Raw genomic sequence first — 26,432 nt, 5'->3', positions numbered from 1 at the left:
CGAAACGAGAAGTCACTCGCATGAAACAGAAAACCCCATGTCACCCCAAGTATTAATCTCTCCGACACACCACAAAATCCGGCAACTAGCCAATCGCCACAAAACCCCACAGCGATTACGATTTACCAGCACCGACAAAACCGGTGTCGGGATTCGAACTCCGCACATTCACTTCCAGCATATAAAGACCATGCCTTGTATCGCATACGCTTTATGTGTAGCCTTAGCTCGCTCAAGTTACGGTGGGCTGGCAAGGCAACCTCTGGTTGGCCGTTCGGAAGTGCGGTAGTTCGAACCTTGTTCAGCTCACCACCTTCAGAGATTCGAACCTCTTGGTGGTGATGATAAACATCAACTTCCAAGAGGGGCGATCATGCCGAATTCAGAACTTCAACAAACCAATAAACCTTTACATCTTCTTGCCCGCCAATACCTGATGATCCTTCAGGGCTCATGTACCGACCCCAGCACCAATTACTGCGAACTCTGGCATGTGCTGACTTTTTTGCATAATTTGATTACCGCTTCAGAAGAGGAATATTTGCGGGAAGATTAAAAGAGTGGGGCAGCAGTGGCTGCCTCTGTTCGGTGGCAAATCAAAGAAACCCACAAGCCAAGGGCAAAAATCAGGACGATTTTTGAGGGTTTTCTGAGCAAGGGACTGCTCATAAAAGCCGCCCCGGACAACGGCCACGAATCAACAGGCCTTTTGGGGCACTTTTGCGGCCAAGGCAAAAGTGTCTGGGGCGCGGACATCGAATCGTGCAGCAATCGATAAACCCAATGCGCACCATACAATTACATTCAAGATAGCGTAAATAAACCGAATTGACTAAAGATCGGCAAGTGGATAAAAACGCTATTCGTGTAGATAGAAGTGAACGAGTTCATCATACTTGCCGGAGCGTTTCAATTCATCTAAGGCTTGTTGCCATTTATCAATCTCATCATCTGAGTGGTCTTTTGAAAAAGCGATATATCCAGCGTTCTTTTGAACCAAAACCGATGTTTTCCGAATCTGCTCATAGGTGACCTCTGCCTGACTCATCATTGTCCTGATTAAGGAATCACTGACAGGCACTAAGTCTACTCGATCAATTGTCAGCATTTTTAGGCAAGCACTCCAGGCATTGACGTCATAGACGTTCTTAAATCCTTGTGCGAGCAGGTTTTCGTACTGTGAAGTTCCCCGAAGAACGCAGATCCGCGGAACCTCTTTAGCTTGCTCAAAGTCTGTGATAAGGGGTGTTTGATGAACCGATTCATAGAAATAGACATTATCAACTTGAAGCGGGCCAACCCACTTATACAATTTCTCTCTTAGCTTGGTTCTTGCGATGTTAAATAGAGCCTTTCTTTTCTTCTTGAGTTCAATCTGTCCACGTTTGAATGGCATGACCTGAAATTGAACGGGATGCTTGACGAGAAGCATCATTTCACGGACAAGCTCCACATTAAAAGCTCGTCTGCCACCATTCTTTAGACCGCGCAATTCACCATTTTCGTCAACATACACCTTCCCGAGGGTACTGTGGGTCAAAAAATCGGTTGTTTCAGCAACAGAGCTATTGGATAGCACAACCGTTAGCACAAGAAGGAAAAAGCTTATCCCATTACAATTATGTCTCATTTTTCCATCCTCCCGTCGAAGCAGAACTAAACGAGTGACTATCTAGTACAGTGTAGCTCGAAATCAACCGAGAGTAAGAAGAGAAACGAATCACCGGGGGCACACGGCTTAAGTCAGCATTATCTCGACCTGTCCGCTCTTTTGAAGAATTGGGGGCCATTCGGCCAAATAAAAATGATGACACCCTCATGACCATGAACAGAGGCATCAGGTGCCACCCGGCCATAGATGGTGTGTCGCCTCCGTGCTTGCTGTAAGTAGATTATCTGCGTGGCTCTTGCCGGTTAGCTGCGGATGGTCGGAGTCTCGGAGCAATGCTGACGTCATCACATATAGCTCTTATCTCTCATGGTCAAGTATATCGAGAACAGCAAGTTCTAAAAAAGATGCCTCTCGTTCGTTTTATTTTGGCAGGTTTGCATACTGCAACGAGAAAGAAGTCATGAGGGCTTTAGAGAGCCAATAGATACTGGTATTCTGTTCGTTTAATTAAATAAAATATCCGTGACCCCAATTTGCCATAATATGCCAAATATAGCGAATGGATGTCTGTGCTGTTAAGGCGTTAATGTCCGATATGGAAAGATTCAGTTATGCGTAAGAAACAAGCAGTAGAACCCTCGCAAAAAACGAAGGAAGAGGCGATGGATATCGCGAGAGCGACTCAGCTCCCTGGCCAAAAGAAAGCGGAAACCCAACTGATAGCTCAAGGCATTGAGAAAGGCATCGCTCTCTACAAGAAACAACAAAAAGTCAAAGCAAGGGCTGCCGACAAAGCCAAAAAACAAGAAGCGAAATCAAAGGCTAGGCGCCAAGACGATGAGTCAGTGACATTAGTAGAAACCAAGATTGAAACAAAGGTATCACCACTGCCTTGGGCGCTATTAGTTGTGTCATGGATCGGCTTTTTATTATTCTATGTTTTGAGATAGTTTCGTTTTAGTGTTGTAAGTGACAGGGTTACAGAGTTATCTGACTTTGTCTGAAGAGGTATCACAGCACTACCAGCTTTGGAAAGAGAGGTTTCAAGAGCAGAATTACAAGCTTGATCTTCGGCTAAGAAAATTGAAACCATCTCTATGAATCACACAACTTATGCGTATAAGAAGCACTACATTTTCTCTACAGTGAGAGTTACATATCCATGATTATTGTCATAATGTCCCCATGCATCATTAGCAAAACAGTATAAATAACCTGACTCTTTAACACTCAAAGTAGCTTCTTCACCAATTTCAAATATCCTTAACGGACAATAAGTTCCATCTGTACCCGGATTATTGCTATTAGCAATAGCCCCCATCAGACAGAAATAAGGAGAACTTTCAACTCTTTTCGTCGCGATAAAATTTGCTCTTGGTTTACCAAAAAACCATTTATATGCAGTTTCAGCTAGCCCTAGAACTTCACTTGCCATATGAATAATTTCACGGGGATGAAATTCTCCATCATTACAACCTTTTGGACCTGCTGGAATATTTCCATCAATCCACTGTCCTTTAGCAGTAAAACGATAATTATGTCCACGCTCCAAATAAATCCCTGTCCAGTACCAAGGTGATCTCGCATAAATATCTAATGTAGCAGGCTCACCTGAGAAAGTGTGAGTGGAATGATATCCCCCTTGCTTACGAGGTGAAGCCTGATGTCGTGTAATCGCTGATGGGTGAAAATGATTAGTTTGTGTTTCAAAATTTGGAATATTTCTAGGAGCTGTAACCAACACTTTCATGAGACCCATATAAGAATCATGAACTTCACTCAATGGATTTGGTTTAACATCAGCTAACATAGATTCTTCCCAAATTAGATCTGAAGCGACTTCTTTAAGTTCATCAACCATCCAATTCAAAGATATATCCGATAGACCATCATTCTGATACCCTCCGCCGATATCACTGTGTACACCTGGAAACCATAGTTGTTTCATTGAATTATGTTGATGAACTGCATCTTCTTCCCATAATGTTGGAGAAAAACTACCACGCATTTCGTCAATAGAGACAGCATGCCTAGCATGCATTACATCATCACTTAGATGTAAATCATGAAATCTATATTTACTAGGGTTGTCGAACCAGTCAGCGATGGTTTTATCATCAGGAACACCCAACGCTCCTACCGTATCAAATACACCTAAGAAAAAGATAATATTAGAATCTTCAATAAATGTAATGTCGTGATGAATCTTAAGAAACTCTTTATCTTCTTTTTTTCTATAACCTTCGTCATATACTGTCTCAATCAAATTTTTCCATTTATTAGATTCATACTTATGTAAGTCAATAATTCCAAAACGACAAATCAACCCAGCTAAACTACGGGCAGTAAATGCTCCTCGACTAAAACCTGTGAGAATTAATCTATCCCCTTGTTGATATTTATCCGCTATCCATTGATAACAATCAATAATATCCTGAGAGACCCCAGAGCCAAAGGCACCACCTACTAATTTATCAAATAGACCATTTGTCCCCACACCTGGTTGATATCTTGTATGTTGACTATTTTTTTCTGGAAGCATGTTAAATATCTGTCGAATATTGGTTGGTGCTAAAACCCCATTATCACGATTATCGGCACCGTTCCATGTACCATCGCAGCAAACAATTAGATATGCCATTTCAGTCTCCTTGTTCTCATAATAAATTCTTATAAGCCTAGGAAGTAATATATAGAATATATGTGACAAATATCATATTGTTGAAATCGTAATGGGGAGCATTGGGTTCAACCAACAGCTCCGCTGAGCGGAGCTGAACAGAACAAACAACAATGACATACAAGTTATTGAGGCAATCGAGATTTAATTGCGTTTTCAAATATACAGTCCGCAACCTTACCAAAGCCACTAGAATTAGGATGAATTTCATTGAGCCACTCACTGTCATTTAATAAACCTTGAGTGTTAACAACAGTAAGAATAGGATATTCAGCAGCAACAGCCTGTAAGCGTTCTTTAAACTGAGTAAGAAGATAAGTCACTATTTTTTTCTGATCATTATCATCTGTAATACCCTTCTGCTTCAGATAAGGATAAACCCATGATCTTCCTAATGGGATAACATCGAACAGCTCGAATCCTTTTTTATTTGGTTGTACTAAGTCATACGTATGCGTAATAATTTGAATATTGGGATTTTTGGAGTAATCCAGAGTCAATTCACACAATATTCTATACGTATTTTCTATTTGCTGTAGCTTCATTTCTACACGATCTTTGTTAATGCACTGCTCCCATGTTTTACCAGGTTTCATCTCTCTAATGAAAAATCCGAAATCATAACGTCCAACGATATCATTACCTCCCCCAGAAAATAGTAATAAATCAAATTCATTATGAGACAGCCTTTTTAACAAAGATAACTTTTGCTCTCCTGAAACCATATCTACAGCTTCATCGCCATTACAAGAGGTGTTGTAGATTAATAATCTACTATTATCAGCAAGGTGATCAATTATATTTGAATCACCCCCAAAAAGTAAATATTTCCTAGGGTAGGCAAACCAGGAATCACCTTCAGCAATTACTCTCAACTTATTAGGTCTGTACCAATCTTCGAGAAGTTTTTTATAAGTTCTAGAATCTGACGTTACAGGCATTGTTATATCTCCATATATTGAATTATTAAAATTGTTCAATGGAAAGAATAGCAGACTAAGCAATTACAAGCTGAATAGACAACAACATTGTATGACGGAATACATTACTAAAATTTGGCCATCTAGATGCTACCAGATGTCCTGCTTGGCTAGATAGTCCAAAAAATTAGTACACCGTTGATTCAACTGCGTAAGAGTCAAAGGCGTTACTTGTTCCAGACGTTTGCTATGAATAAAGTTGTTTAACTCGGTGATGAGTTCTTGTTTGCCAACCATACTGCTGTTTACAATTATTTCAGGAGCAGGAGCAGGAGCAGGAGCAGGAGCAGGAGCAGGAGCAGGAGCAGGAGCAGGTTGAACTTTCGTCTTTACCTGAATACTAGCTACTGTGAAATTTGATTGTAGGTTGTCTACATTGGGAAGGTTGGAAGTAAACTGCTGGCGAACTTTTGCTACTTTAGCATCGAGGCCCATTTTAAAACTGGCGTAAGGAATCCTCTCAGTGAGAGCTTGCTCGTACAAAGTGTGGATTACGCCAGAAAGTTGAGAATTCCGCTTAGAAGCTAGCCTACGGTGTTTAGTCAGAAGTGAGAGACGGATCTCTCTTGGATAACCAAGAGAAGTCTGTAGTGCAACAGGAGTGGAAATACGTGTATAAAACACGTTATTGCTCAATTTAATCAAATACATATGTGTCACCTACTTGTATTAGGTGACATTTGATCGTCTTAAAACGAGAAAAGCCCTTGATAAATCAAGGGCTTGAATGTGGCGGAGAGATAGGGATTTGAACCCTAGGTACGCTACTAACGTACGCCGGTTTTCAAGACCGGTGCTTTCAACCACTCAGCCATCTCTCCTGAAGTGCAAAAATCATAACGATGATTACTTTGCTTGTAAAGACTTCAAATTGATTTTTATCAGTATTATGCGAGTTTGATTAGATTTTTATCAATGAGGGCGGTTTTTTTACGCTTAGCGGAATGAAAAAAGGGAAGTTTTCATAAGAAAACTTCCCTTTAGGTGTATGGTCGGACTGAGAGGATTTGAACCTCCGACCCCCGACACCCCATGACCAGATTCTTATTTTTTAACTATATGATTTATAATTGCATTTGTGTATTTTGTTCGTTTTTTCTTGATCATTTTAGTTCAATTCGATTCAATAAAAACAATGAGTTATATATCAGTTTTGGAACCTCAATTTCCAGAAATCCTATATTCAGGCGACCATGATCCGGTTAACATTTGGTCAGCATGGCGTTGGGCCCGATTCGGTGTCTGCCGGGCCCATTTGCTATCTAACATTTCATGGCTGGCACGATCCCAATCCTCATTCATGATTGCCAATAACGTGTTTTTAAACTGAGCCAGAGAACTCACACCCATCTGGTAGGCCATGGACAACAGAATTGCTTGCCGTGGCTCGTTACACATTGTAAGCACTGGTTTGAGTGCCGGATGATGTTCGAGTTCCCTGGCAACTGAATTCAATAGAGACGAAAGCCAGACTTCTCCAACGGCTCGCGGTAGTGTGAATTGATAGTTGGCCAAAGGCGCATCTTTTGGGCCAATCCGGAAACCAAAGCCGATCGTTGGGTATCCTTCTGAGCACAGATATGGCCGGGAGCGCCAGTCTTCTTCGTAGTCTATCAGCTTTACCAGTTTGTCCTGCCAGCCGGCAATGAACGTCATCTCTTTGTACATAGCGATCTCCTTCATCATGCTATGTACATTTTCCTCCCGTTAGAAAACCCCTGAGAGGGCGTTCTATGTTGTGTTTAGTGTCTGTGTTACCGATCTTTAGAACGCCCGGCATCAGAAGACACGCCCTTTTCTTCTTGTACCTCCTATCCCCCTCACCCCCTAAAGGTTCATGGGTGCCATGGTTCAGGCTATGAACTTGAAAAAGAAGATGGGCTTCCCGTCTGGTGATGTCAATTCGGATGTTACAGAGTTTTATGCTGATTTATGGAACCATGGGATAAAATGGCAAATCCCTTGCTATGACTGGTTTTGTAATTTTATTTCTTCCATAAGTTGACCTGTTTTTTCCATGTATTGGCTTGTTTTTTCCATAAGTCACATTTTCCGGAACCTCGCTGTCTTCCTCTTCTTTTCTTTTTCTTCTTTAATAAAAAGAGAGAGATAGAGAACAAGGAAAAGAGAAACGGGCGCAAAAGGGGGTCCATAGGTTTTATGAGCTGTTCATTTTTTGTTCCATCCTTTATTTTTAGGATCATAGGTTGATCCATGGATTATTTCGCGCCCTCTGAATGAGGCTAACCCGCGTCGATACTGGGATGAACGAGCGTTTAGCACTGGGTTCCATCAGTCCATGGATTTTTCTGCCCCTACGACCAAAATTATTTCTGACGACACCAGTCTGTCGGTAATTGATCATTTTCTGACATGGAAGCAGGAAAATGAGAACTGTAGTGCCAGAACGGTGAAAAAATATCGGCAGATACTTCAGCAACTCTCTGACTTTGTTGATGGCCAGCTCACTGAAGTCGATCTTGGCGTCTTAGAACAGTTCTCCGGTGGTTGGCTGCACCGTGCCGGCTACTCTGCTGCATCCCGAAAAGTCGCTGTTGCTGCGGTTCGAGGGTTCTATTCATTCCTTGCTAAGCGCCGAATTGTTGCCAGAAACCCGGCAAATGAATTGGTGTATCCGAAGATCGGACGGCGTCTGCCTCGGTTTATGAATTTGAAAAGTGCCGAAGCTCTGCTATTGCAGCCTGATTTAGGCACTTTCTCTGGTATTCGGGATAGTGCAATCCTGGCATTGTTGATTGGGTGCGGCTTTCGTATCGATGGGGTATGTCGTCTCAATGAATCCCAACTGATTTGGTATCACTACGAAGGCTCTGATCGTCTGGCTATTCGGATTCTTGAGAAAGGTGAGCGCGAAAGGCTAGTTCCGGTTCCGCTTGAAGCGATGCTATTGCTGCAAGCTTATCTGGGCCATCCCGAATTACCAAGTATCGATCGCTTATTGGAAAATGGTGATCAGGTGCTGTTTGTGAATCTGAGAAATCGTTATGTGTCGGTATGGGAACATCGTGGCGAACTGCGCCGAATATCGCCCCGAACCGTGGACAAAATGATAAAACGTTACGCGATAGCGGCCGGTGTTCCGCAAGATCAGGCACATGCTCATGCCCTTCGCCATCTGTTCGGTACAGAGCTGGCCGAGTCTGATTCTTCCACGCTGCAGATCCAGGCGCTGATGGGCCATGCCGACCCGAAAACCTCTGAAATTTATACTCATATTTCAATGCGTAAGATGACGAACATCCTCGATTTGGGGAATCCGCTGGGCAAGATAGAGACGCCTGTCTCTGCGCTGTTGCAGGAAATGAAGAGAGGGAAGTTATTGTGAGATTGAAGCCGCTGCATGACTGGGTCGTGATCGTGCGGGATGCTGAACCGACTGAATTGAATGGTTTATGGATGCCTGATACGCCAGCAAACCAGGGAACCGTGATTGCTGTCGGTCCGTTGGTTCAGGAACTTGAACCGGGTGATCGGGTTCAGTTTAATCGTTATGCGGGGTTAGTGTTATCCGGGGCCACCGACGTTACGATGGTACATGAAGCAGATGTATTTGGAATTATTCTTTGATATCGAGTGTCCCTGCATCCACTTGTGCCAGAACCGCCTGAACCTCTAATGCTTGTAGTAGCTCATATCTGATCTTACAGTTTCGATGAATAGGGTTGGACTTCATCGGACAGACAGCTATGAGCGAGGAACTGACGGTCGGACAAACTCGTTTTTGTCGGATAGACGGCACCTGTTACCAGGTGCCACCCTCCTCAGAACCGTACGTGCAACTTTCACTGCATACGGCTCAAGCCTCCACGAAGGCACCGTTAAGCACCCAGTTATTAAATCGGTACAGAACTAGTAAGAGACCAAGAATTGATCGCAGCACTAGCTAGCCCTCGTTTTAATTACCTTTGCGATACGCACTTGAGGCTTTAATACCTCGCCAATAGTCATACAGTAATTGATAGACCAAGGTCCGATGTAAGAAGACGCACTAATTTCATTCGAAATCATCATTTGCTTTCCTTCTTTAATAAAGTTCTTCAAATTCTTTCGCAACGGGAGACCAGTTAGAAGTCAGCTCGCTTTCGCGCCAGATATCAATCTGTATCCACTTCATTACAAAGCGGCATTCGCTTCCTCTAACCTCCTTTACCTGCATACCTATCGGCAACCCTCACAGGCTGCTTTCCCATAGGGAGATATACAGGCTTACCCTGTTCCGTATGTTGCGTAAAATGTCAACTTAGATGCCCACTATAGTACGAAGAGTACGCTGATCACGAAAGAGTAATGTCCAACCTCTTTCCGACTCTCGTTGCCATTTTGGCTACAGCGTATTAACCACTTCCGCTGCTTCATCGTATAACGCACCTTACATGGATTCACATTACATTTATCATATTGACTCCCTAGCACTCACCCGAATTGTGGTTCTCAGGAGGAACATCCTCTCACGATTCCGTTCCCACGCAGCCCAGCGGCTGAGTTTCGTTACATTGTCGGATCCGCTGCTTTATTCAGGATCCTAGGGTCATCTGGTGATACAGATGGTTCACTCTTATCGTGGTGAACAACGCTTCATACGACTTCAGGTCGCACGGACATTTCCGAGTTACGACCCATAGAGTACTCTGGCTATTTGTATTATCTGAAGTATGGCGAATGAAGTCGAAAAGCTCAGTCTTTTCCTTATTTCTGTTTAGCGACTTAGGATTAAAATTGAAGGTGACGGGGTAGTTAGTGATTTACCAAGGATATGAAGAGCTATACGGTTAAGCCATCTTGGGATAGTAGGGAGTTCTTGCCACATACGTATGTGGTAAGGGAGATTACTAGAGTTTGTTCGCCCCATCATAAAACCAAATGAAACTTGGCTAATATCATTCAAATATCGACTACTATAAGGTAAAGTAAACCAGACACTTATATACCACTGCACAAAGGGAACACTGATGAAGCTACGCTATTTTGGCTACTACTTGCGTAAGTTTGATACTCAGCAAAAATTTTTATTCAATAGGAAGTTATCTTAGCTGAAAAAGCAAAGGCAACGCTCTCCAGCGAATCAAAAGCCTCAACAAATACACTTAAGTCAAAACAAGAAAAAGCTCAACTAACGAAAGCAAAAGAGCAAATCGAAAAGTTAAAATCGGAAAATGCTGCTCAAAAGATAGAACTTGAGGCCTCGACTAATGCTATAGCTCAACTTATATGGGAGCTACACCGTTATAAAACCAAAACAAATCAAGAAAATGTTATACCACTCAAATCATAATGGTTGCATTCAACTTATGATAGCTGAGCGCGAAACGAAAAAGCCAAAACGAATTACTCTTTTGTGTTCCAAGCCAAGTTTAAGGATACACTTTTTTGTCATGCGTTGACCTACTTTTATGATAGATAACCATATGATTTATCTGTTAAAGTATTATTTACATATAAAATCCCGTAAAAAAGATACCGTTGCTCTTTGTTACAATAATTGGAGACCTTTAGATGTCTAATTTAAAAGTAAGCATTAAAAGCTTAAAAAATATTAAAAATTTCTCATTAGAAATTCCTGTAAAACAAGGTCTACACGTAATAGCTGGTTCTAATGGAATAGGCAAAAGTACTATTATGGCATTATTAGCAGAACCTTTTAGGCCTAGTGTTCTTTGGACAATATTTAGTCATGCCAACGCAGACAGTACAGTCGAATATTCTTATGAAGGAAAAACAGATTTATGGACTAGAAAGCAAGATAAATGGCTACTAGAAGGAAAGAAAAATAAATATATACGCATTGATGGTTTTATCGAAGGAAGTATAATTCATGGCACTCGATTTACAGATTCTAATGTTCTTGAACTGTCAGAAAAAGTGGGAGAAGATGATCTTATCGATGCCGACACATTTATAAATGATAATTTTAATTATGTTTTACATGGAAAGAAATTTTATCCAACGATAAAAAAAATAAAAAATAAAAAACTAGCTTCGGAATTGGGGTTTGATTCCGTACCATATTTTATGGACTATGATGATAGGCGATTGAGTCAGTTTTGGTTGAGTAGTGGAGAGAATTTATTGTTAAGTCTACTTCATTTTCTTAACAATAAAATATTTCAACAAAAGAGAAAAGGAAGCAAATACATTTCGTTAATATTAATTGATGAGGTGGAATTAGCATTACATCCAGTTGCTATTAGTCGATTAGTTACACTTTTAGATAAGCTATCTCATGAGTTCAACCTTTCTGTTTACTTTTCTTCACATTCAACTGAATTATTAAGATCGATCAAACCTAATAACATTTATTACCTACAAAGCTTACCTAATAAGGATATTGAAGTTATTAATCCTTGTTACCCCGCTTATGCAACTAGATTCCTTTACAATCAAGATGGTTACGATATTTTGATATTACCTGAAGACGAACTCGCTAAGTTTGTAATAGATAAAGTAATTACTAGTCAACGACTTTATGAAGGTAAATTAATTCATATTTTGCCTTGTGGTGACTGGAGAAATACAGTGCGCTTGCATAAAGAGATTCTAGAGTCCAACCTTACAAGCCACTCCACAAAAGTCATCTCTGTTTTAGATGGAGATGTAACAGATAGTTTTGATATAGAAAAAAGAAAAGATCCTGCTTTGCAGAGGTTGAATGTGACATTTTTACCAATTCCTAGCTTAGAAAAATACCTGCATGAACATCTTATTGGCAATGTTGATGCTAGTTTTTTTAGAGAGTTGAATGATCGATTTTACAGAAAGACATCTCTTGATCAGGTTATTTCAGAATATCAAGAGAGTGGTATTGAAAGAAAAGGAAAGAAACTTTGGCAGAAAATGGTTTCTTCAATTGGAGATGAAGGTATCTCTGAAAAGGAATTTTTAAGAGAAATATGTAATAGCATCTACAGTAGATTAAATGTTGAAACACTAACTAAACGAATTAAAAATTTATTCTAACCATATGGACATTCGCAATGATTAAGCAATGACCAATACAGAAATGTTAGAGTAAATTTATTTAGAAAAACTCTAAAAAAATAGTTCTATTTAGTCAGATAAACTATGCGGTTTTAAGTTTTTTTAGAGTAACTTTCAAAAAAGTTAGAGCATCATCGATTAGCCCTTTTACTATAAGGGTTTTCTAACTTTACTCTAACTTTTAAGTTATATTTACTTTAATACTTGGTATGAGACTTTATTACTCTCTCACAACACCACAACAAATATTAGTTCTGAAGAGATAAGTAAATTACTTATGAAATAACATTGTGTATTTCATCTGTTTGAGTTTGATAAATTATTAGTGATCTTTGTTGTATACATCTACTGAATCATCTACTTCTTCCTCTTTCCCAAAGTCCGAGAACCTATATAACCTGTCTTTAACTTTATTTATAAACTCAGTTATAATGGGCATTGCCAGACGATTCTGGGAGCTTTGAGAACTCGCTTTCGAAACGACCAAAACCGTCTGTGTGATGTTTGTCACTAACTGCACATACTAACAGATTGTGCAGTTCATCAATTGATTGAGGTGTCCGAGCCTTTGTGTTTACTCATGTTAGTTTTCACGGAGGTTCAGGAAATGTGCAACTCAATTCAAAAATATCTGCTTGTACTTCATGATCATGATATCTCTGCCACAGGGGTGGGGGCTCGGCATATGAATTTACCCACGTCTATAGGGGGAGGTGGGTACCTGAATAACTACAGTAAATTAGAACTTTCATTAAGCGATTCTGAAATAGAATCAGCCCTTCGGTGTCTTCATCTGCCAGAGCACTGGCGTGATATATTAAATCATGTCGGAGCGTTAAAATTCTTGGATATATGGCGGCGACTGGAATCTGTCCGGTTAGAACGTAGTCTTCGAATCTCTATTCCTACCTATACAAAACGACATCATCAAATGTCTGCTGATGAGTTCGAACACTGGCTTGATGGACAGCGTTTGAGCATGGCATTGTTTGAAATATATGTTGTCGTTTCCGCGGAAGAATACCGATATATCTGGAGACGTTTATATAAGGCGGCTTATTATCCGAGTCGAAAATTTCTCAGGGTATATGTTCCGGTCTATCAGATTTTCAATAATCACTTACGCAAGATTCTGGCTTACTCTCTGTTCAATGCAGGGATGGAAGTGAAGAAAGTATCACATCAGTTAACGCTATGGACGAATAGCACCCGTTCTCAGAGTCGGTTAAACGCCATGCAGCGTCGGCTTAAAAAGGTTCGGTCACCCTCCCAACAGGAAGTAATTCATCTGTAATTACACCATGAAGAAAGACTATAGCCCTCGGGAACTGGTCACATTCAAGTGTCCATCCTGCGAATATACATTTAAGAGTATTCCGACCCGGATTGAAGATGAGCCCAAAAGAGCGCATCCGTTTCGGTATTTTGCTACATGTGAAGGATGCCACTCAGAAGTTCAGCAAGCACCCTGGGAAGTTGGACAGTTCTGTGCCGTGCTTGCGTCAACAGGTCCAAGAACTCCGGAAGGTAAGGCCCGCTCTGCTGCCAATTTAATCGAAATCAGTGATCGTTCCGTCAGCCGCTTTAATGCGCTTAAGCATGGAGCGAATGCAAAAACCGCTCTGTTTTTCCCGTCTCGCCCCGGCAAATATCCGCAATGTTCAACTTGTGATGTTGACCATACCTATTGTGCGACGCAACCAGCCTGTATCAAGCGAACTGAACTGATGATGCAGCATTTAATTGCTTTTCAATCGAATGACCCGGCAAAACTCACTGAACTACATGCGATTAATCAGGCAAACATGGCCGCTATTTTTCAGGACATGATGCAGACCGTTATTGCAGACGGTGTAGCATTAAGAAATCCAGTTTATGACTTCGATAAAGAAGGCGGATTCCATATCGGCCAATACACAGATTCATCCGGAGTGAAGCAAGTGATTGAAGAAGTGAAAGCACATCCTCTGTTGAAACCGATGCTTGAAATGCTGAGTAAAAACAATATGTCGATGGCCGACCTGAACATGACACCTAAAGTACAGGTTGACCAGGGAATTGAAATGGGGCGGACGATTGAACAAGAGGAAGAACGGGAATCCGCGCTGGAATATCAGCGGAAGATGACTGAGCAGATGGGTGGCCTGAGAGAAATGATTTCCCGCTCTCAGCAACGGGTGAGAAGTGATTCTATTTTGCTTGAGCATCATCAGGAACATGGTGCTGATGACGCTGACTACATCGAGATAGATCAGAATGGCTGAACGTCTGAGCGCAAAACAGAGGATTGAAGTTCAGAGCCTTGCAGAGAAAGAGATCCAGCGTTACGCCGGAAATCATGGCATGTGGCATAAACATGTTCACAATGTTGAGCTTGATCCGGTGCAGCTACTGAAGATGGAAGAGATGGACGTCCATCAGAACACGATAGATTTCAGTTGTCGGCGAACGGGGAAAACCGCCGTCAAAGAGATGTATTTTCTCGAATGGAATGCGATTCACGGTGATCAGGAAGGCGGGATTGTTGCACCTCGTGAAGCTCAGTCACTGGTGAATCTTGGTTATCATCTGGATGCGATTCGTCGGTCTGACATTCTTAGTGGTTACATTGCGTATAAATCCGGGCGTCGGCAGATTGCCGATACATACTATGAGTTTGCCAACCGTTCCAAAGCCAGAGCTTACGGGATTATGGCAAATGTTGACGGGGGCGATCTGACATGGGCGTCTCTGGAAGAGGTAGATGATCTCGACGCTGATCGGTTGTATGGGCGCTTTCTGCTGATGATGGGTTCAAACCGACGTTTGGGAGCCAGTAAAACCGCAATCAATAAACCACAGATTCGTATTACCGGCGTATTTAAAGGCGCAGATACGCTCAGTGGCCTGATTGATTCGGGGGAATATGCCTGTTTGCCGACGGTCGATTGTTATCTGGGAATTGAGCTGGGGATCCTGAATGAAGAATTTATGATGTCGATGCGTAAGCAGCTTCCGGAAGATGAGTATATCCGACAGCTGTTATGTATCAACATCGCAGCCAAGAACCTGATCTGGGAAAAGTATATCCGCAATGCTATTCAGGTCGGAGCCAGAATCGGTCTTGATCCTGCATCCCCTGAGCCGTTCACCGTGTATAAAAAACGCGGGATGATTTCATTCGGTTATGACCATACCGGCCATGGTGAGAATCTGGCTTCTTCCCGTTCTGCATTGGTTGTTGAGGAGCAAGTCGGTAATTTCTCAATTGTCATTTTTGCAAAGACCTGGCACCCAGGCACAGACGAATCTGTTATCCGCAAAGACTTAGTCGGTTTCTGGCGTTATTTCCGTCCTGACTACGCGATTGGTGATGCGTTTGGTATCGGGTTATTAACGCAGGTCAATGATGATCTTTTTGCTGAAGGGTTGACGCAGATCGACCGCCGTACAATCGGCGGTGGTGAGAGTACCGCAAGTACATGGCCGGAATGGGCGTTTTCTCCCCTACGTTTTGAAGGGATGGCCAAGCACCAAATGGCGCAATCTCTTCGCAGTGCTTATCACAATCGGCAAATGGTATTGCCCTATGTAGATGATCGGGAAAATGATCCGGAAATCGAAGATTATGCAAACTTGCCTCGTCAGTTAAAAAATATCAAACCAAGCCCGGTAAAATCCGGCAGTTACAGCAGTTATCAGATGGTCAAGAAAATTATCGGTGATGATCTGTTTGATGCGCATCTGGCCTCGCACTGGGCATTGGTGACGCAAGGTGCTGCACCGGTGCCGAGTATTATCACCATTCATCACAAAACTCGTGAGCAGCTTCTCGGAGTACCGAGTAACCTTCATCTATTCAGGAACTTCACATGAACATAATGTCTCGCGTCTGGGCGGCGATTAGAAACAAGCCATTGACTTCCGCGCCGAACACGTCAGGGAATCAGGAAGGCGCATATTCCAGCGAGAAAGGCCACATTGCTGACCCGGAACGCTCGGTTCAGTATCTGTATGACCAGATGCAGTGTGATCCGAACCTCAGGGCTGCGATCGTCACGATTCGGTACATGGATAAGGTTGACCCGAGGGTGAAGAAAATTCACCGGCGGATTGCCAGAGACGCGACGAAAGGCGGGCTGAAACTGCACTGGATTGGCAAAGAAAACAAACGGGTCACCAAGCAATGGCAGCAATTTGTGACCCGCTTGCAACTGGATAACCGGGCCAAACTGATGAGTGATGCCCGAGGTGTCGCGAGAGAAGGGAATTTACCGCTGCAATGGGTTATTAACGAATCACAGCAGATCGTCAGTGCTATCCGGATGCCGACGGAAACGATTATTCCCATCGTTGATCAGAGTGGCCGGTTTAAGAATCCGAAGAAAGCATTTCGTCAGGTTGACCCGATTACCTGGCAGGAACTGTGTACCTTCCCATTGTGGCAACTGACTGTTTCACGACTTGACCCGGATAATTTCGATGATATGGGTTGTATGGGGCGTCCTTATATGGATGCTTCGCGCTCAATCTGGCAGAAATTAACGATGACGGAAGAAGATCTAGTCATTCGCCGCCGAACCCGGGCCCCACAGAAACTGGCTCACTCCTTGGATGGCGCAGATAAAAATGCATTGGATGAATACCGGGAAAGAGTTGAAGGGGAATCGGGGGAAATTGCTACGGACTTTTACGGCAATAAGCTGACGGTGACTGCGGTTGGTGGTGATGCCAACATGGATCAAATCGCAGATATTTCTTTGTTAGTCGATGCGTTTTTCTCCGGAGCGCCGGGGCCGAAGGGACTATTCGGATATGTTGACGGGCTGGCTCGTGATGTTCTGGAAGATCTGAAACAGGATTATTACGAAGAGATTGATGCAATTCAGGACACATTAGCTTATGCCTATCAGGATGGATTCCGGCTTCAATTGCTATTGGTTGGGATGAATCCGGATGCGTTTCAGCTTCAGATCCAGTTCGCAGAACGGATGACCGACAGCAAAAACCAGCGGGCAGATTTAGCACTGAAATATCAGGCGCTTGGGTTGCCGAGAAAATTGGCTTGGGAATCTGCCGGAGTCGATGTTCAACGGGCAGAAAGTATGAGGGAGCAGGAGGCCAGTGAACATGACCCGTATCCTGAATATACAGAAACGAACCCGAAACAGCCGAATGTCAGCATTACTCCGGGGAATCAGCCTAAAGGTGAAAGTGCCACATCAATCAGTCATGGGTGAATGGGATGGCAGAAAATCAACGGACACAAGTAAAAGCGGTGATCCGACGGGCCATGAACGCCGCTGAACGGGCAACTAATGAACTGGATGCTCAGGCGATGTCTGAGTTAGGGCAACTTTACACTTCGGCACTAACGGAGATCCAGCAGTTGATTGAGCATTCTGCCGATGAACTGGGACGAGTACGTCTGACCCAACTGAATCAATTGACGTATCAGGTGCAATCCATCTTGCAACAACTGAGTGAAAGTCAGTCCCACGCGGTGGACAATTATCTCGTTACGGCGGCTCAGAATGGTGCGCATACTTTCTCGACCAGTATTGCCGCCGAGCAGATCTCGACAGCGATTGATGATGCATTGCTTGCTGTGCGAACCATGACTCAGAACGATGGTTTACAACTCAGTGAACGGTTGTGGCGGGTGAACCGTCATGCCAAAGAGGTCATCACCGGTTCAATTGAGCGGGCCGTGATCATGGGGCAATCTGCTTCTGAAGCTGCACAGGACTTTCAGAAACTGACTCAGCCAGTCCCGGCACACCTGGCTGATCAAATTCGACAGAGTTCATCCGGTAGGTTGAAGCGAACCGTTGCGAAAAATCTGATGCAGGATGAAGGCGCACCCTACTGGCAAATCAAGAGAGTGATGCGGACGGAAATCAACCGGGCTCATGGCATGGCTTTCCAGAACGTAGCGTTTGAAGATGAATTTGTTGTCGGGACGAAATTTAAACTCAGTCCTAATCATCCACGCCCGGATATCTGCGATATGCACGCCAGAGTCAATTTATACGGTTTAGGGAAAGGTGTTTATCCGAAAGGAAAAAGCCCGTGGCCAGCTCACCCGAATACCCTGAGTTATGAGCAGGTGGTTTTTGCCGATGAGATAACCGATGAAGACCGGATGGGAGACGCCAGTTGTATCAGTTGGTTGAGAAAACAGAATTACGACGCACAGAAGGCGGTGCTCGGGCATCATAAAAAGGTTGTGGCTTTACGCAAGGATCATCTGAAAGAGTCGATGATTGCAACCCCTTGGAAGCATCTTGAAGCCCGGTTTGTGAAAAGAGGGATTGATACCGAATCGTGGTAATCAACTTGCCCATTTTTTCCACGTAAATTTCGATATAATCCCTACGTCAGTCAATACATGGTGATCGAGCCGTTTATCAGGAACTAGTGATATGAAAATGAATACTGCTTACCAACATTCAGAATCGAATTCATCTCAGGCCGTGAGCGAAGTCGTCTGTATTTGTGGCCACCGGATTTGTGATAGTGAAGGCGTGATTCGTTCGCGCTGTGTCAAGCTGGTTGAAGGGATGGCTCTTTGCCGGTGTAAACGGTGGGTGAAGGTTCCGGTGCTAAAGAAAGCCTGATGTTATTCAGGCTTAAAAATTTCTTTGTGTCGATAAACATCAGATGTGCTGGGCTTTCATTCTCCATTTTTGTCATTGTCTGATTTTATCGGTTTTGCTTTGCTCAGCTTACGTCCTGATACATCCAGACTCCCGCCTGCAAATGGTAGTGTAATTCGCTCTGAACTTTTTACCAAAGCGGCAGCAATTTGTTCTGCCGGATGTAATAATTCTGGGGGGGTAGAGTCCTTTGATTTAAATAATCCATCGGTTAGCGAATCCAGTAATCGCGCAGGAATTGCGCCATCTTTTTTCTCATTCCATTCCAAAGCCATTTCAACGGCTAAGTGAGCACGGTTTAGATCCCTAATAAACTTTTGATTATCGAGTTCTTGTTGAGCAATCCTGTTCGCCCATGAGTTGTACCAACGGATAAGATAGACTACGGAAGAAATCAGTAGTGTAGAACTGAATGTTATTCTGGCATATAAAAACCATGAGTCTTGTTTAATTTGCAAGCTCAATGCCGATTCAATAGTAACAATGACAGCAATAACAACTAATGCTACGGCCCACCACATCGCAGCTTTGGAACGGGAACTAACATTTTCGGAAAAGTCGAATTTCTTTGCTTTTTCCTGAACTTCTTCAAGCATCCGAATGGTTGTTTTTCTCCGGGCTGTTGTGTTATCTGCATCATCGATTTGTTTCTGACGTTCATCTAACTCAGCTTTTCGTTGTTGGTAGGAGTCTTCGAGAGTTTTTAATCTTTCGGAATATTCGTCATCCAAAGCCTGAATTTTGTCAGTATGTTCTTTGGTTCTTTCGTCTAGAAAAGTCTGCTTATCTTGTTCGAGTTTTTGTACTTGGTCATATTGTTTGGTGATCAGTTCGGCACTCATCCCTTCCAATCGTGTTAATACTTCATGGTGAGCTGACGCAATTTCTAAATTATTTTCATTATTAAAAACTGGTTCCGAATACTGAAGCAGAAGTTGATTAATTTTGAATTCTAACTGATGTCCATCAGTGTTAACATCCGGGTCATAATTACATTTGAATGAGTCAATAAATGAGTTGGCTGACCTTTCATATAAGAAAGAAGCACTTCTATTGAAAGCGGGGTTCTGGTGTCTCTCCATTATTTCATATGATATTTTTCTTATACTCGTCGTATATTTATCATATGTTTTTAATTTAACTATGAAGTCGTCAATGGAATTATCATTTTTCTCTATTTCAAACGATGTGTTTCCTACCCATACCTTTACACATGTTGATAATTGCGTCTTATTTTTTTCGCTTGGTTCTAAAGGTGTATGTTTAGCAAGTATCTCGTCAATGAAAATTTTGATTAGCTGTGAGTCAACGACTCTAGGGACTGATATAACGTTTTCGGCCATAATAATTTAGCTCTCCTGTTTTTTTATTGTATAGCCACAGATTTCTGAGCGCGTTCTAGATACTTAGTCATTTTCTTGCAGCTTTCGACAGCATTATCTGAACAGTAAACACAACTGAAAGCTAAGTCAGCGGCCTGATAAGCTGGCACCCTGAAAATTACGTCATTTGAGCTCATAATAACTTGTTGTAATTCTTTGGCCTCTTTCCTGAATGGATTCGCAGCACCAGTACACTGCTTTAATTGTTCTATATCAGAATACTGGTAGGTCTCTGATTGCGTTATACCTTGTTCCTGCAATGCTTTTAGTTTCTGGATAATCTGCTGTTTATCGCTATTAGCAAAACATGACGATGCAACAAAGAAAGTGATGATAGAAAGTATGTAACTTAAAATTTTCATATTTACTCCAATGTGTTCGGGTTAATCCATTATATGCATACTCTTGACTTTTAGAAAATGCGCATCTGAATTGGCGTTCAGCAAAGTAAAGAGAGCCCATAAAGATGCGTCCAGCATCTTTTTTATGGGCGGCGTTCGTGTATACCTCAAAAAGCAGTATTCTATGGTGACCCGAGCGGGGGCGATTTTGATCGCGCCAGTACCTCTTTAGCTGGTTACGCCAACCTCGTTCGTGGCTACCACCCGAAAGATTGGCGTCTCAGATTAGTAGCTGTAATTGCTATTAAAGAGGAGACATCATTATGTCTGCAAAACAAAAACACTTCGCAAAAGATTCTCACACCCTTGTTTACGAAGCGCGCCAGATGGTCGGTGGTTTATCTGCTATGGCGGGTGCTGGCGAAGGTACAGTTGAAACCTTAACCGCTGAACAACTGTTTTTTCTCTTTCAGACCTTAGGTGAAAAACTTGACGCTTCTTTAGTCAGTCTGGAGGTTCACTAATGAGTAGTCTCTCGCAAGTACATCAACAACCTGACTCGTCGCTTGACGCCGCTCTCAATGCACTACTAAATGGACCGTACCGTGCAGTCGTGTGTGAATGTGGGCATGTTATTTTTACTCACAAGGGGATGATCAGGTCACGATGTGTAGATGTAAGAACGGGCAGAGCTCTGTGCAGGTGTAAGAAGTGGATTGGGGTATCATTTAACTAATTGAATTAAAAGCACTTCATGTTGATGATGTGCTTTTTTTTAAATAATGTGTAATTAATAGTTGCGTAATGCAACAAAATGTCGCAATATAATCCTGACGAATGCATAAAGCCAAAAACCGAAGATTAAATTAAACACTAAATTAAACACTAAATTAAATATTAAATTAAATATTAAATTAAACATTAAATTAAACATTAAATTAAACATTAAATTAAACACTGAATTAAACACTGAATTAAACACTGAATTAAACACTGAATTAAACACTGAATTAAACACTGAATTAAACACTGAATTAAACACTAAACATTTAAAATCAGACACTTAAAAATAATATTAAACATTCAATCAAAGTAGGTGAATGAAGATGGCAACAAGCGTAAGGCTGGACGATGCGTTCGTCACTCATGTCAAAATCCACGCTGAAGCAGAAAGCCGATCAGTGCCGAAACAGATCGAGTATTGGGCGAAAATTGGTCAGATTATGATTGATAACCCCGATTTGTCTTATGAATTTGTTCGCGACGCACTATTGGCTTCTGAAGAAGTCAAATTAGGGAGCGTAAAGCGCTATGAGCGACGCACAAGAAGAAAAAACGATTGAGGTATACGAAACAAGGCGTTTCGAAAAGCAGTTGAGTAAATTATCTGAAGCCCAATGTGATGTGGTGGAAGATGAGATAGATAAAATTATCGATGATCCAAGTATAGGTACACGCAAAAAGGGAGATCTATCTCACTTATGGGTACATAAATTCAAACTGGATAAGCGGGAAGTTTTATTAGGGTATTCTTGGGTTGAAGACAAACTGGAGTTGTATCTCCTAAATATCGGATCCCATGAAAGTTACTACGATTCAATGAAAAAGAGCCGTAAAGCAGATTTAAAACTTATCGGGTAGCCCTCCAAACGATTAATCACTCATTCCAGACTGCCTATAAATGGCGACCGAGCCCCTGACGATTCAGGGGCTTTTTTCGTTTTGGCTAAGGGAAAAATATGCGTAAATCACACCTTTCAACCAGCATTGTGCTGGCTCTTTCCTCAACAGATCCTGAAGGTGTGATTCACCTGATTTCCGATCAAGTGCGGGTGGATACCGGCACAAAACGTTCGGTTGTCACCATTACCCGAACCGGCAAATTCTACGACCCCCGGTATGGCGAATTTGAACTGACCCAGCAGATGTTCGATTCCATAATCAAGAACTTCAATGACAACGTTTTTGGTCAGGAAATCAATATCGATATCGCACATAAGCCGGAAGACGGCGCGGGTGCAGTGGTAAAACGCCTGTTTACCGATCGGGGCCGATTACGTGCAGAGGTGGCGTGGTACGAACTCGGCGTCAACAAAGTCACCAAAGATGGTTTTAAGTACCTGAGCGCCGAAATTCATCCGAACTATGTCAGCAATGAGGCCGGAACGGACGGCCAGTATCAACAGTATGGCCCGACTTTGCTCGGAGCCGGTCTGGTGACTCGTCCCTGTATCAAGAATCTGGACAAAATCGAACTCAGTGAAGCATTCCTTCACGATTGTCCGACTTATCTTTCCGAGTCTCTTGCATCTAAATTCTCTGAGGAACGTCAAACCATGTGGAAACAAATTATTGAATTGTTTGAAAAACAACTCAAAGGGCTCAAGTTGAGTGAGAAACAGCATTCAGCTTTGGTCAAACTGCTGACCGATTCGCTGAATGGCGTCAGTGATGAAGCACAGGCGAAAGCACTGAGCGAACAGATTTCCGGTGTTGCAAAACAGCTTTCTGAATCCGGTGTGCCCGATACTCCGGTGATTCATCTGAATGGTGGCGGTTTAAGTCAGGATGATGTGATCCGGATTCTCGGGGAACAGGCAGAGGCGACGGAAAAAGCCCGTCAGGAAGCGGCAACCAAGTTAGCAGAGAAAGTAAAACTTTTTACGGATGCGATCGACAAGGCCGAAGGGCTGAGCGATGAGGTGAAGAAAGAGCTGAAAGAAACATCCGAGCTGATTTCGACAGAAATGAGTGATGAGCAGGTGACCAAACTGGCCGAAAATCAGATCGCTCATGGTAATCAGAAAATGGTATCGGTCCAGCTTTCCGGACTTGGTTTCGGTTCGGTGGCGGGTTCCTTGGCTCAGACACCCGATCAGCAGCGGGAGAGTTTGCAGCTTCAGGAGCAAATTCACACGAATCTTCGTCATACGAATACTTATGCCTTGGGGCAGCTTCGTCTTTCTGAAGAGAAAGATTTACCGGTATTCGCCCAGCAAGTTCTGGCCGAGTTTGATCGGCTTCATCATCGTAGAATCCATGCGGAACGCATGGTGCTTTCCGGGCAGGGAAGTGCCAACGTTATTTCTGATACCGATTTACCCGTATCGGTTCAGCGAGAAGTGATCCGGGAAGCGTTGTCTGATCTGAATGTGTTGCAACTGGTACAGACGCTGACGGATTTCAGCGCGACGGCTACCACACAGATCCCGTATGAAAACCGGGATGTCTCCGCCGTTCTTGGGGATGGCATTGTGTTTGAGTATGGCGCAATTCCTAAAGTGAAGAACTCCCAACGGATGGATCTGGCCTATGTGTTGCCGATGAAGATTGCGTTTGAAGTCTCGAATGAGCTGATGCACTTTTCCAAGTCTTCTGTGATTAACTGGGACGCATGGGGACGAAATGTTGCAACGGCCAGCCGGATTATCAAAGAGCTGATCGCCCGTCGTTTGCTTAACACCATGCAGCGAGTAGCTGATTCATTCCTTGCCGGAAAAATGGTTGATGAAGATCTTGCCTCTCAGTTACAAGGTGGCGCATCAACGTTCAAGAGCGCTCAGTTTCCTGTGGTTGCTCAGTACCAGCAATTTGATTTGCAGGGCAATACGATCGGTACGGTTGAGAATCCGATTGTACTGAAGATCGGCGGTACGGAGGTGAAGCCATTTGATGGTTCAGGTAAACAGGCCGCGGGAACTTACTATGTCGTGAACTCTTACAATCTGGGTAAGTTTGTTCTGGTTGATCAGAGTGGTACGCCTAAGGTTGTGACGACATCCGACGCCAAGTTGAGTTACAGCTATGCGACGAATATTCAGAAAGTAGATAGTGATGTACCGAATGGAACAACACCCGAGAAGCATTACAACAAGCTGATTCAGGCGATCGGCCGTCGCAAAGCAATCATGAAAGATGATCGCTTCATTACGCCTGATTTCCTTCTGATGTCGAATACCCTGAATGATACCTGTACCAATGCGGAACAGTTTGTTGCTTCAATGCGGCGGGATGGTTCAAAAACCAATGCTCAGGGTGATCTGGAAGCGGTGAAGTCGTTGCCGGCTTATGCGACAAACGCCCCGGCGACGCATCTGGGAGATGAACGGATCCTCATGGGACAGCGTGGTGCATTGACTTATACCATCGTCAAACCGTACACGCTCAGTGAAATGCAGGAAGCACGGGATGAAAACGGGCAGCTAAAAGGTGGTAAAGAGGCTTACGGGGAAGAGTACAACGCGATTCATTGTCCTGTTCCTATCCGCAACCGCTTTACCAGTGTTCTGTTCTATTCCGCATCAGGCCGATAAGTCTGACCCCCTTTGCCCCGGAAACGGGGCTTTTTTGCTAAGTCTTGAGGGTAGTTTTCATGTCTATTACAACCGCTTTTACCAATCAATCAGATCAGGCCGTGAATATCGGTGGCCGTTCCATTCTGCCGGGGGAAACCCGTGAAGTTGATGCTCGATTCGTTCCGGCAACACCGGAAACCAATCGACTATTGCAGGTGCTCTATATCAATTTCAATACGACCCCACGTTATTTTGGGACAGATGTCGTTCAGCCGCTTCAGGCGATGCGCTTACCGGTGATTTTATTTGAAAATCCTAATCTACATGATGCAGGAAAAATTCAGGACGAGATCTTTGCCGAATTGCTTAACCGAAAAATTGATGACATTAAGCCCTATGTTTCCAAGTTTAATGATGCGGAAGTTTCCCGATTGGTTGAGTTGGAACAAGTCGGTGACCAACGTAAATCACTCATGAAAGAGCTACAGGATGAACTGGCGGTGCGTGAAGCTGAACGTAATTTTGATCCTGAAGCGTATGCAAAAACGCTGGAAGGAAAAGACGAAAGCGAGCTTCAGATTGAATTATTGGCTGCCGGCGATAATGAGATGAAAACTCAGGTGATCGAACAGGCATTGTCTGCATTGAAGGTATCAGCAGCAAATAATGAGGCGTCATGATGTGGGAGAACGTTAAATCACTGATCGCCTCTGCTGCGCCGTTAGTCGGCGGATTACTTGCAGGACCGGCCGGAAGCAGCGTCGGCGCATTGATAGCCGATAAATTAGGGGTTGAGCACACCCCTGAAGCGATCGAAGCCGAGCTGAAATCTCATCCTGAGGCATTACTGAAAATAAAGCAGATGGAAAGTGACGAACGGGTTGAATTGCGGAAAATCAAACTTCAGGAAACCTCTCTTTTATTGGGGTATGAACAGTCGAAGCTGGCAGATACACAAGATGCGCGTAAGCAGCATAAAGATCACTGGATGCCCTGGGCGTTAACGCTGATTCTGGCTGTCATGGTTGGCGGCATGTTTGCGGCGTTGTTTTTCGGGGATGTCCCCGAAAATTATTCTCAGGTTTTGATCATGATTGCCGGTACGGTACTCGGCGCGTTCAGTACAGGAATCGCCTACTGGCTGGGTAGTTCTCAGGGGAGCTTGATTAAAGGTAAACAGTTAGCCGGGGGAGTTAATGGAAAGTAACACTTCTGATCGTGGTATCTCCCGGGGAGAATTTGCCGCATTTCGCAATGAAATGCGGGAATGTATGCAGCAACAGACAGAACTGATGCGGCAGATGGTTCAGTTACAGGCCAAACATCATAATCTTGAATCTCTGGTATCTCGTCATGATAAAGAGATTGAGTCCTTGGAAAAAAGAGTGCTTCCGATTGAACAGAATCAGGGAGGGACCAATGTGAAGACTCAGTATAACCGGGATCTGATCTGGGCGATTTTAGGGCTTATTTTTGCGTTGGCCGGTTACGCGATTCGGGGAAGCTGA

27 protein-coding genes, 1 tRNA gene and 1 pseudogene are annotated in these 26,432 nt (G+C 43.2%); 20 read left to right on the top strand and 9 right to left on the bottom strand.

All coding sequences use genetic code 11. The features are described 5' to 3' along the window. Window positions 1-37: 37 nt before the first annotated feature. Together OCU60_RS12015 and OCU60_RS12010 are read left to right on the top strand one after the other, a co-directional pair. The gene (locus OCU60_RS12015) at window positions 38-289 is read left to right on the top strand and encodes a hypothetical protein (protein ID WP_139302118.1); all 252 of its coding nucleotides are present in this window, start codon (window positions 38-40) and stop codon (window positions 287-289) included. 84 nt (window positions 290-373) lie between these two features. Further along, complete coding sequence (locus OCU60_RS12010) at window positions 374-556, top strand: hypothetical protein (RefSeq protein ID WP_074373166.1); 183 nt, start codon at window positions 374-376, stop codon at window positions 554-556. A gap of 303 nt (window positions 557-859) precedes the next feature. Here OCU60_RS12010 and OCU60_RS12005 read toward each other — a convergent pair whose 3' ends face one another. Beyond that, complete coding sequence (locus OCU60_RS12005; protein ID WP_261854723.1) at window positions 860-1,516, bottom strand: substrate-binding periplasmic protein; 657 nt, start codon at window positions 1,514-1,516, stop codon at window positions 860-862. Window positions 1,517-2,223: 707 nt separating this feature from the next. On the opposite strand from OCU60_RS12005, the gene OCU60_RS12000 reads away from it, so the two are divergent. Both OCU60_RS12000 and OCU60_RS11995 read left to right on the top strand, forming a co-directional pair. Next, window positions 2,224-2,562 (top strand): DUF2956 family protein, encoded by a 339-nt coding sequence (locus OCU60_RS12000; protein ID WP_074373170.1) that lies wholly within the window; start codon window positions 2,224-2,226, stop codon window positions 2,560-2,562. A gap of 43 nt (window positions 2,563-2,605) precedes the next feature. Next, window positions 2,606-2,713, top strand: a pseudogene (locus OCU60_RS11995) (IS481 family transposase); the annotation flags it as partial. A 28-nt stretch (window positions 2,714-2,741) separates the two neighbouring features. Here OCU60_RS11995 and OCU60_RS11990 read toward each other — a convergent pair. The 6 genes from OCU60_RS11990 to OCU60_RS11965 all read right to left on the bottom strand — a co-directional run bounded on the left by OCU60_RS11990 (window position 2,742) and on the right by OCU60_RS11965 (window position 7,476). Beyond that, a complete protein-coding gene (locus tag OCU60_RS11990; RefSeq protein WP_074373171.1) occupies window positions 2,742-4,253 on the bottom strand; it encodes a DUF2235 domain-containing protein in 1,512 nt (503 codons plus the stop codon). Between the two features lie 164 nt (window positions 4,254-4,417). Continuing rightward, window positions 4,418-5,233 carry a peptidase C14 gene (locus tag OCU60_RS11985; RefSeq protein WP_074373172.1) on the bottom strand — a complete coding sequence of 272 codons (816 nt, stop codon included), beginning with the start codon at window positions 5,231-5,233 and terminating at the stop codon, window positions 4,418-4,420. Window positions 5,234-5,362: 129 nt separating this feature from the next. After that, entirely contained in the window at window positions 5,363-5,923 is a 561-nt protein-coding gene (locus tag OCU60_RS11980) for a DUF6538 domain-containing protein (RefSeq protein WP_235862177.1), read from the bottom strand. A gap of 79 nt (window positions 5,924-6,002) precedes the next feature. Further along, window positions 6,003-6,093 (bottom strand) — tRNA-Ser (locus OCU60_RS11975). Window positions 6,094-6,433: 340 nt separating this feature from the next. After that, entirely contained in the window at window positions 6,434-6,940 is a 507-nt protein-coding gene (locus OCU60_RS11970) for a glycoside hydrolase family protein (protein ID WP_205410494.1), read from the bottom strand. 317 nt (window positions 6,941-7,257) lie between these two features. Further along, entirely contained in the window at window positions 7,258-7,476 is a 219-nt protein-coding gene (locus OCU60_RS11965; protein ID WP_074373173.1) for a hypothetical protein, read from the bottom strand. Window positions 7,477-7,571: 95 nt separating this feature from the next. Between OCU60_RS11965 and OCU60_RS11960 the strand changes: the two genes are divergently transcribed. From OCU60_RS11960 to OCU60_RS11920, 9 genes are all read left to right on the top strand, one after another. After that, window positions 7,572-8,618 carry a tyrosine-type recombinase/integrase gene (locus OCU60_RS11960; protein WP_074373174.1) on the top strand — a complete coding sequence of 349 codons (1,047 nt, stop codon included), beginning with the start codon at window positions 7,572-7,574 and terminating at the stop codon, window positions 8,616-8,618. Next, window positions 8,615-8,860 carry a hypothetical protein gene (locus OCU60_RS11955; RefSeq protein ID WP_074373175.1) on the top strand — a complete coding sequence of 82 codons (246 nt, stop codon included), beginning with the start codon at window positions 8,615-8,617 and terminating at the stop codon, window positions 8,858-8,860. Before OCU60_RS11960 ends, OCU60_RS11955 begins: the two co-directional genes overlap by 4 nt. Before the next feature lie 1,926 nt (window positions 8,861-10,786). Next, on the top strand, window positions 10,787-12,247 hold the full coding sequence (locus OCU60_RS11950; RefSeq protein ID WP_074373177.1) for an AAA family ATPase: 1,461 nt from the start codon (window positions 10,787-10,789) through the stop codon (window positions 12,245-12,247). A 628-nt stretch (window positions 12,248-12,875) separates the two neighbouring features. Next, on the top strand, window positions 12,876-13,562 hold the full coding sequence (locus tag OCU60_RS11945) for a hypothetical protein (protein ID WP_074373178.1): 687 nt from the start codon (window positions 12,876-12,878) through the stop codon (window positions 13,560-13,562). Between the two features lie 7 nt (window positions 13,563-13,569). Further along, window positions 13,570-14,532: a hypothetical protein gene (locus OCU60_RS11940; protein WP_074373179.1), complete on the top strand. Its 963-nt coding sequence runs from the start codon at window positions 13,570-13,572 to the stop codon at window positions 14,530-14,532. Next, the gene (locus OCU60_RS11935; RefSeq protein WP_074373180.1) at window positions 14,525-16,123 is read left to right on the top strand and encodes a hypothetical protein; all 1,599 of its coding nucleotides are present in this window, start codon (window positions 14,525-14,527) and stop codon (window positions 16,121-16,123) included. Before OCU60_RS11940 ends, OCU60_RS11935 begins: the two co-directional genes overlap by 8 nt. After that, window positions 16,120-17,487, top strand: a complete 1,368-nt coding sequence (locus OCU60_RS11930; protein ID WP_074373181.1) for a hypothetical protein — start codon at window positions 16,120-16,122, stop codon at window positions 17,485-17,487. The genes OCU60_RS11935 and OCU60_RS11930 overlap by 4 nt, the downstream gene beginning before the upstream one ends. A gap of 5 nt (window positions 17,488-17,492) precedes the next feature. After that, the gene (locus OCU60_RS11925; RefSeq protein ID WP_074373182.1) at window positions 17,493-18,581 is read left to right on the top strand and encodes a hypothetical protein; all 1,089 of its coding nucleotides are present in this window, start codon (window positions 17,493-17,495) and stop codon (window positions 18,579-18,581) included. 91 nt (window positions 18,582-18,672) lie between these two features. After that, window positions 18,673-18,867 carry a hypothetical protein gene (locus OCU60_RS11920; RefSeq protein ID WP_235862178.1) on the top strand — a complete coding sequence of 65 codons (195 nt, stop codon included), beginning with the start codon at window positions 18,673-18,675 and terminating at the stop codon, window positions 18,865-18,867. 56 nt (window positions 18,868-18,923) lie between these two features. On the opposite strand, the gene OCU60_RS11915 is transcribed toward OCU60_RS11920, so the two are convergent. Together OCU60_RS11915 and OCU60_RS11910 are read right to left on the bottom strand one after the other, a co-directional pair. Further along, the gene (locus tag OCU60_RS11915) at window positions 18,924-20,249 is read right to left on the bottom strand and encodes a hypothetical protein (protein ID WP_074373183.1); all 1,326 of its coding nucleotides are present in this window, start codon (window positions 20,247-20,249) and stop codon (window positions 18,924-18,926) included. Between the two features lie 23 nt (window positions 20,250-20,272). Further along, the gene (locus OCU60_RS11910; RefSeq protein WP_074373184.1) at window positions 20,273-20,650 is read right to left on the bottom strand and encodes a hypothetical protein; all 378 of its coding nucleotides are present in this window, start codon (window positions 20,648-20,650) and stop codon (window positions 20,273-20,275) included. Between the two features lie 302 nt (window positions 20,651-20,952). On the opposite strand from OCU60_RS11910, the gene OCU60_RS11905 reads away from it, so the two are divergent. The 7 genes from OCU60_RS11905 to OCU60_RS11875 all read left to right on the top strand — a co-directional run bounded on the left by OCU60_RS11905 (window position 20,953) and on the right by OCU60_RS11875 (window position 26,432). After that, entirely contained in the window at window positions 20,953-21,153 is a 201-nt protein-coding gene (locus OCU60_RS11905; RefSeq protein WP_074373185.1) for a hypothetical protein, read from the top strand. A 582-nt stretch (window positions 21,154-21,735) separates the two neighbouring features. Next, a complete protein-coding gene (locus tag OCU60_RS11900; RefSeq protein WP_074373187.1) occupies window positions 21,736-21,972 on the top strand; it encodes a TA system antitoxin ParD family protein in 237 nt (78 codons plus the stop codon). Beyond that, entirely contained in the window at window positions 21,941-22,270 is a 330-nt protein-coding gene (locus tag OCU60_RS11895) for a type II toxin-antitoxin system RelE/ParE family toxin (protein ID WP_074373188.1), read from the top strand. Before OCU60_RS11900 ends, OCU60_RS11895 begins: the two co-directional genes overlap by 32 nt. A gap of 98 nt (window positions 22,271-22,368) precedes the next feature. Beyond that, window positions 22,369-24,942 carry a hypothetical protein gene (locus tag OCU60_RS11890; RefSeq protein WP_074373189.1) on the top strand — a complete coding sequence of 858 codons (2,574 nt, stop codon included), beginning with the start codon at window positions 22,369-22,371 and terminating at the stop codon, window positions 24,940-24,942. A 59-nt stretch (window positions 24,943-25,001) separates the two neighbouring features. Then, the gene (locus OCU60_RS11885) at window positions 25,002-25,604 is read left to right on the top strand and encodes an ABC transporter ATPase (RefSeq protein ID WP_074373190.1); all 603 of its coding nucleotides are present in this window, start codon (window positions 25,002-25,004) and stop codon (window positions 25,602-25,604) included. Then, window positions 25,601-26,131 (top strand): hypothetical protein, encoded by a 531-nt coding sequence (locus tag OCU60_RS11880; protein ID WP_370738680.1) that lies wholly within the window; start codon window positions 25,601-25,603, stop codon window positions 26,129-26,131. The genes OCU60_RS11885 and OCU60_RS11880 overlap by 4 nt, the downstream gene beginning before the upstream one ends. After that, window positions 26,121-26,432 (top strand): chromosome partitioning protein ParA, encoded by a 312-nt coding sequence (locus OCU60_RS11875; RefSeq protein WP_074373191.1) that lies wholly within the window; start codon window positions 26,121-26,123, stop codon window positions 26,430-26,432. Before OCU60_RS11880 ends, OCU60_RS11875 begins: the two co-directional genes overlap by 11 nt.

Origin of the sequence: Vibrio spartinae (assembly GCF_024347135.1) — a bacterium.
Taxonomy (GTDB): Bacteria; Pseudomonadota; Gammaproteobacteria; order Enterobacterales; family Vibrionaceae; genus Vibrio; species Vibrio spartinae.
The sequence above is the reverse complement of the archived record's forward strand: the minus strand, read 5'-3'. Positions and strand labels throughout refer to the sequence as shown.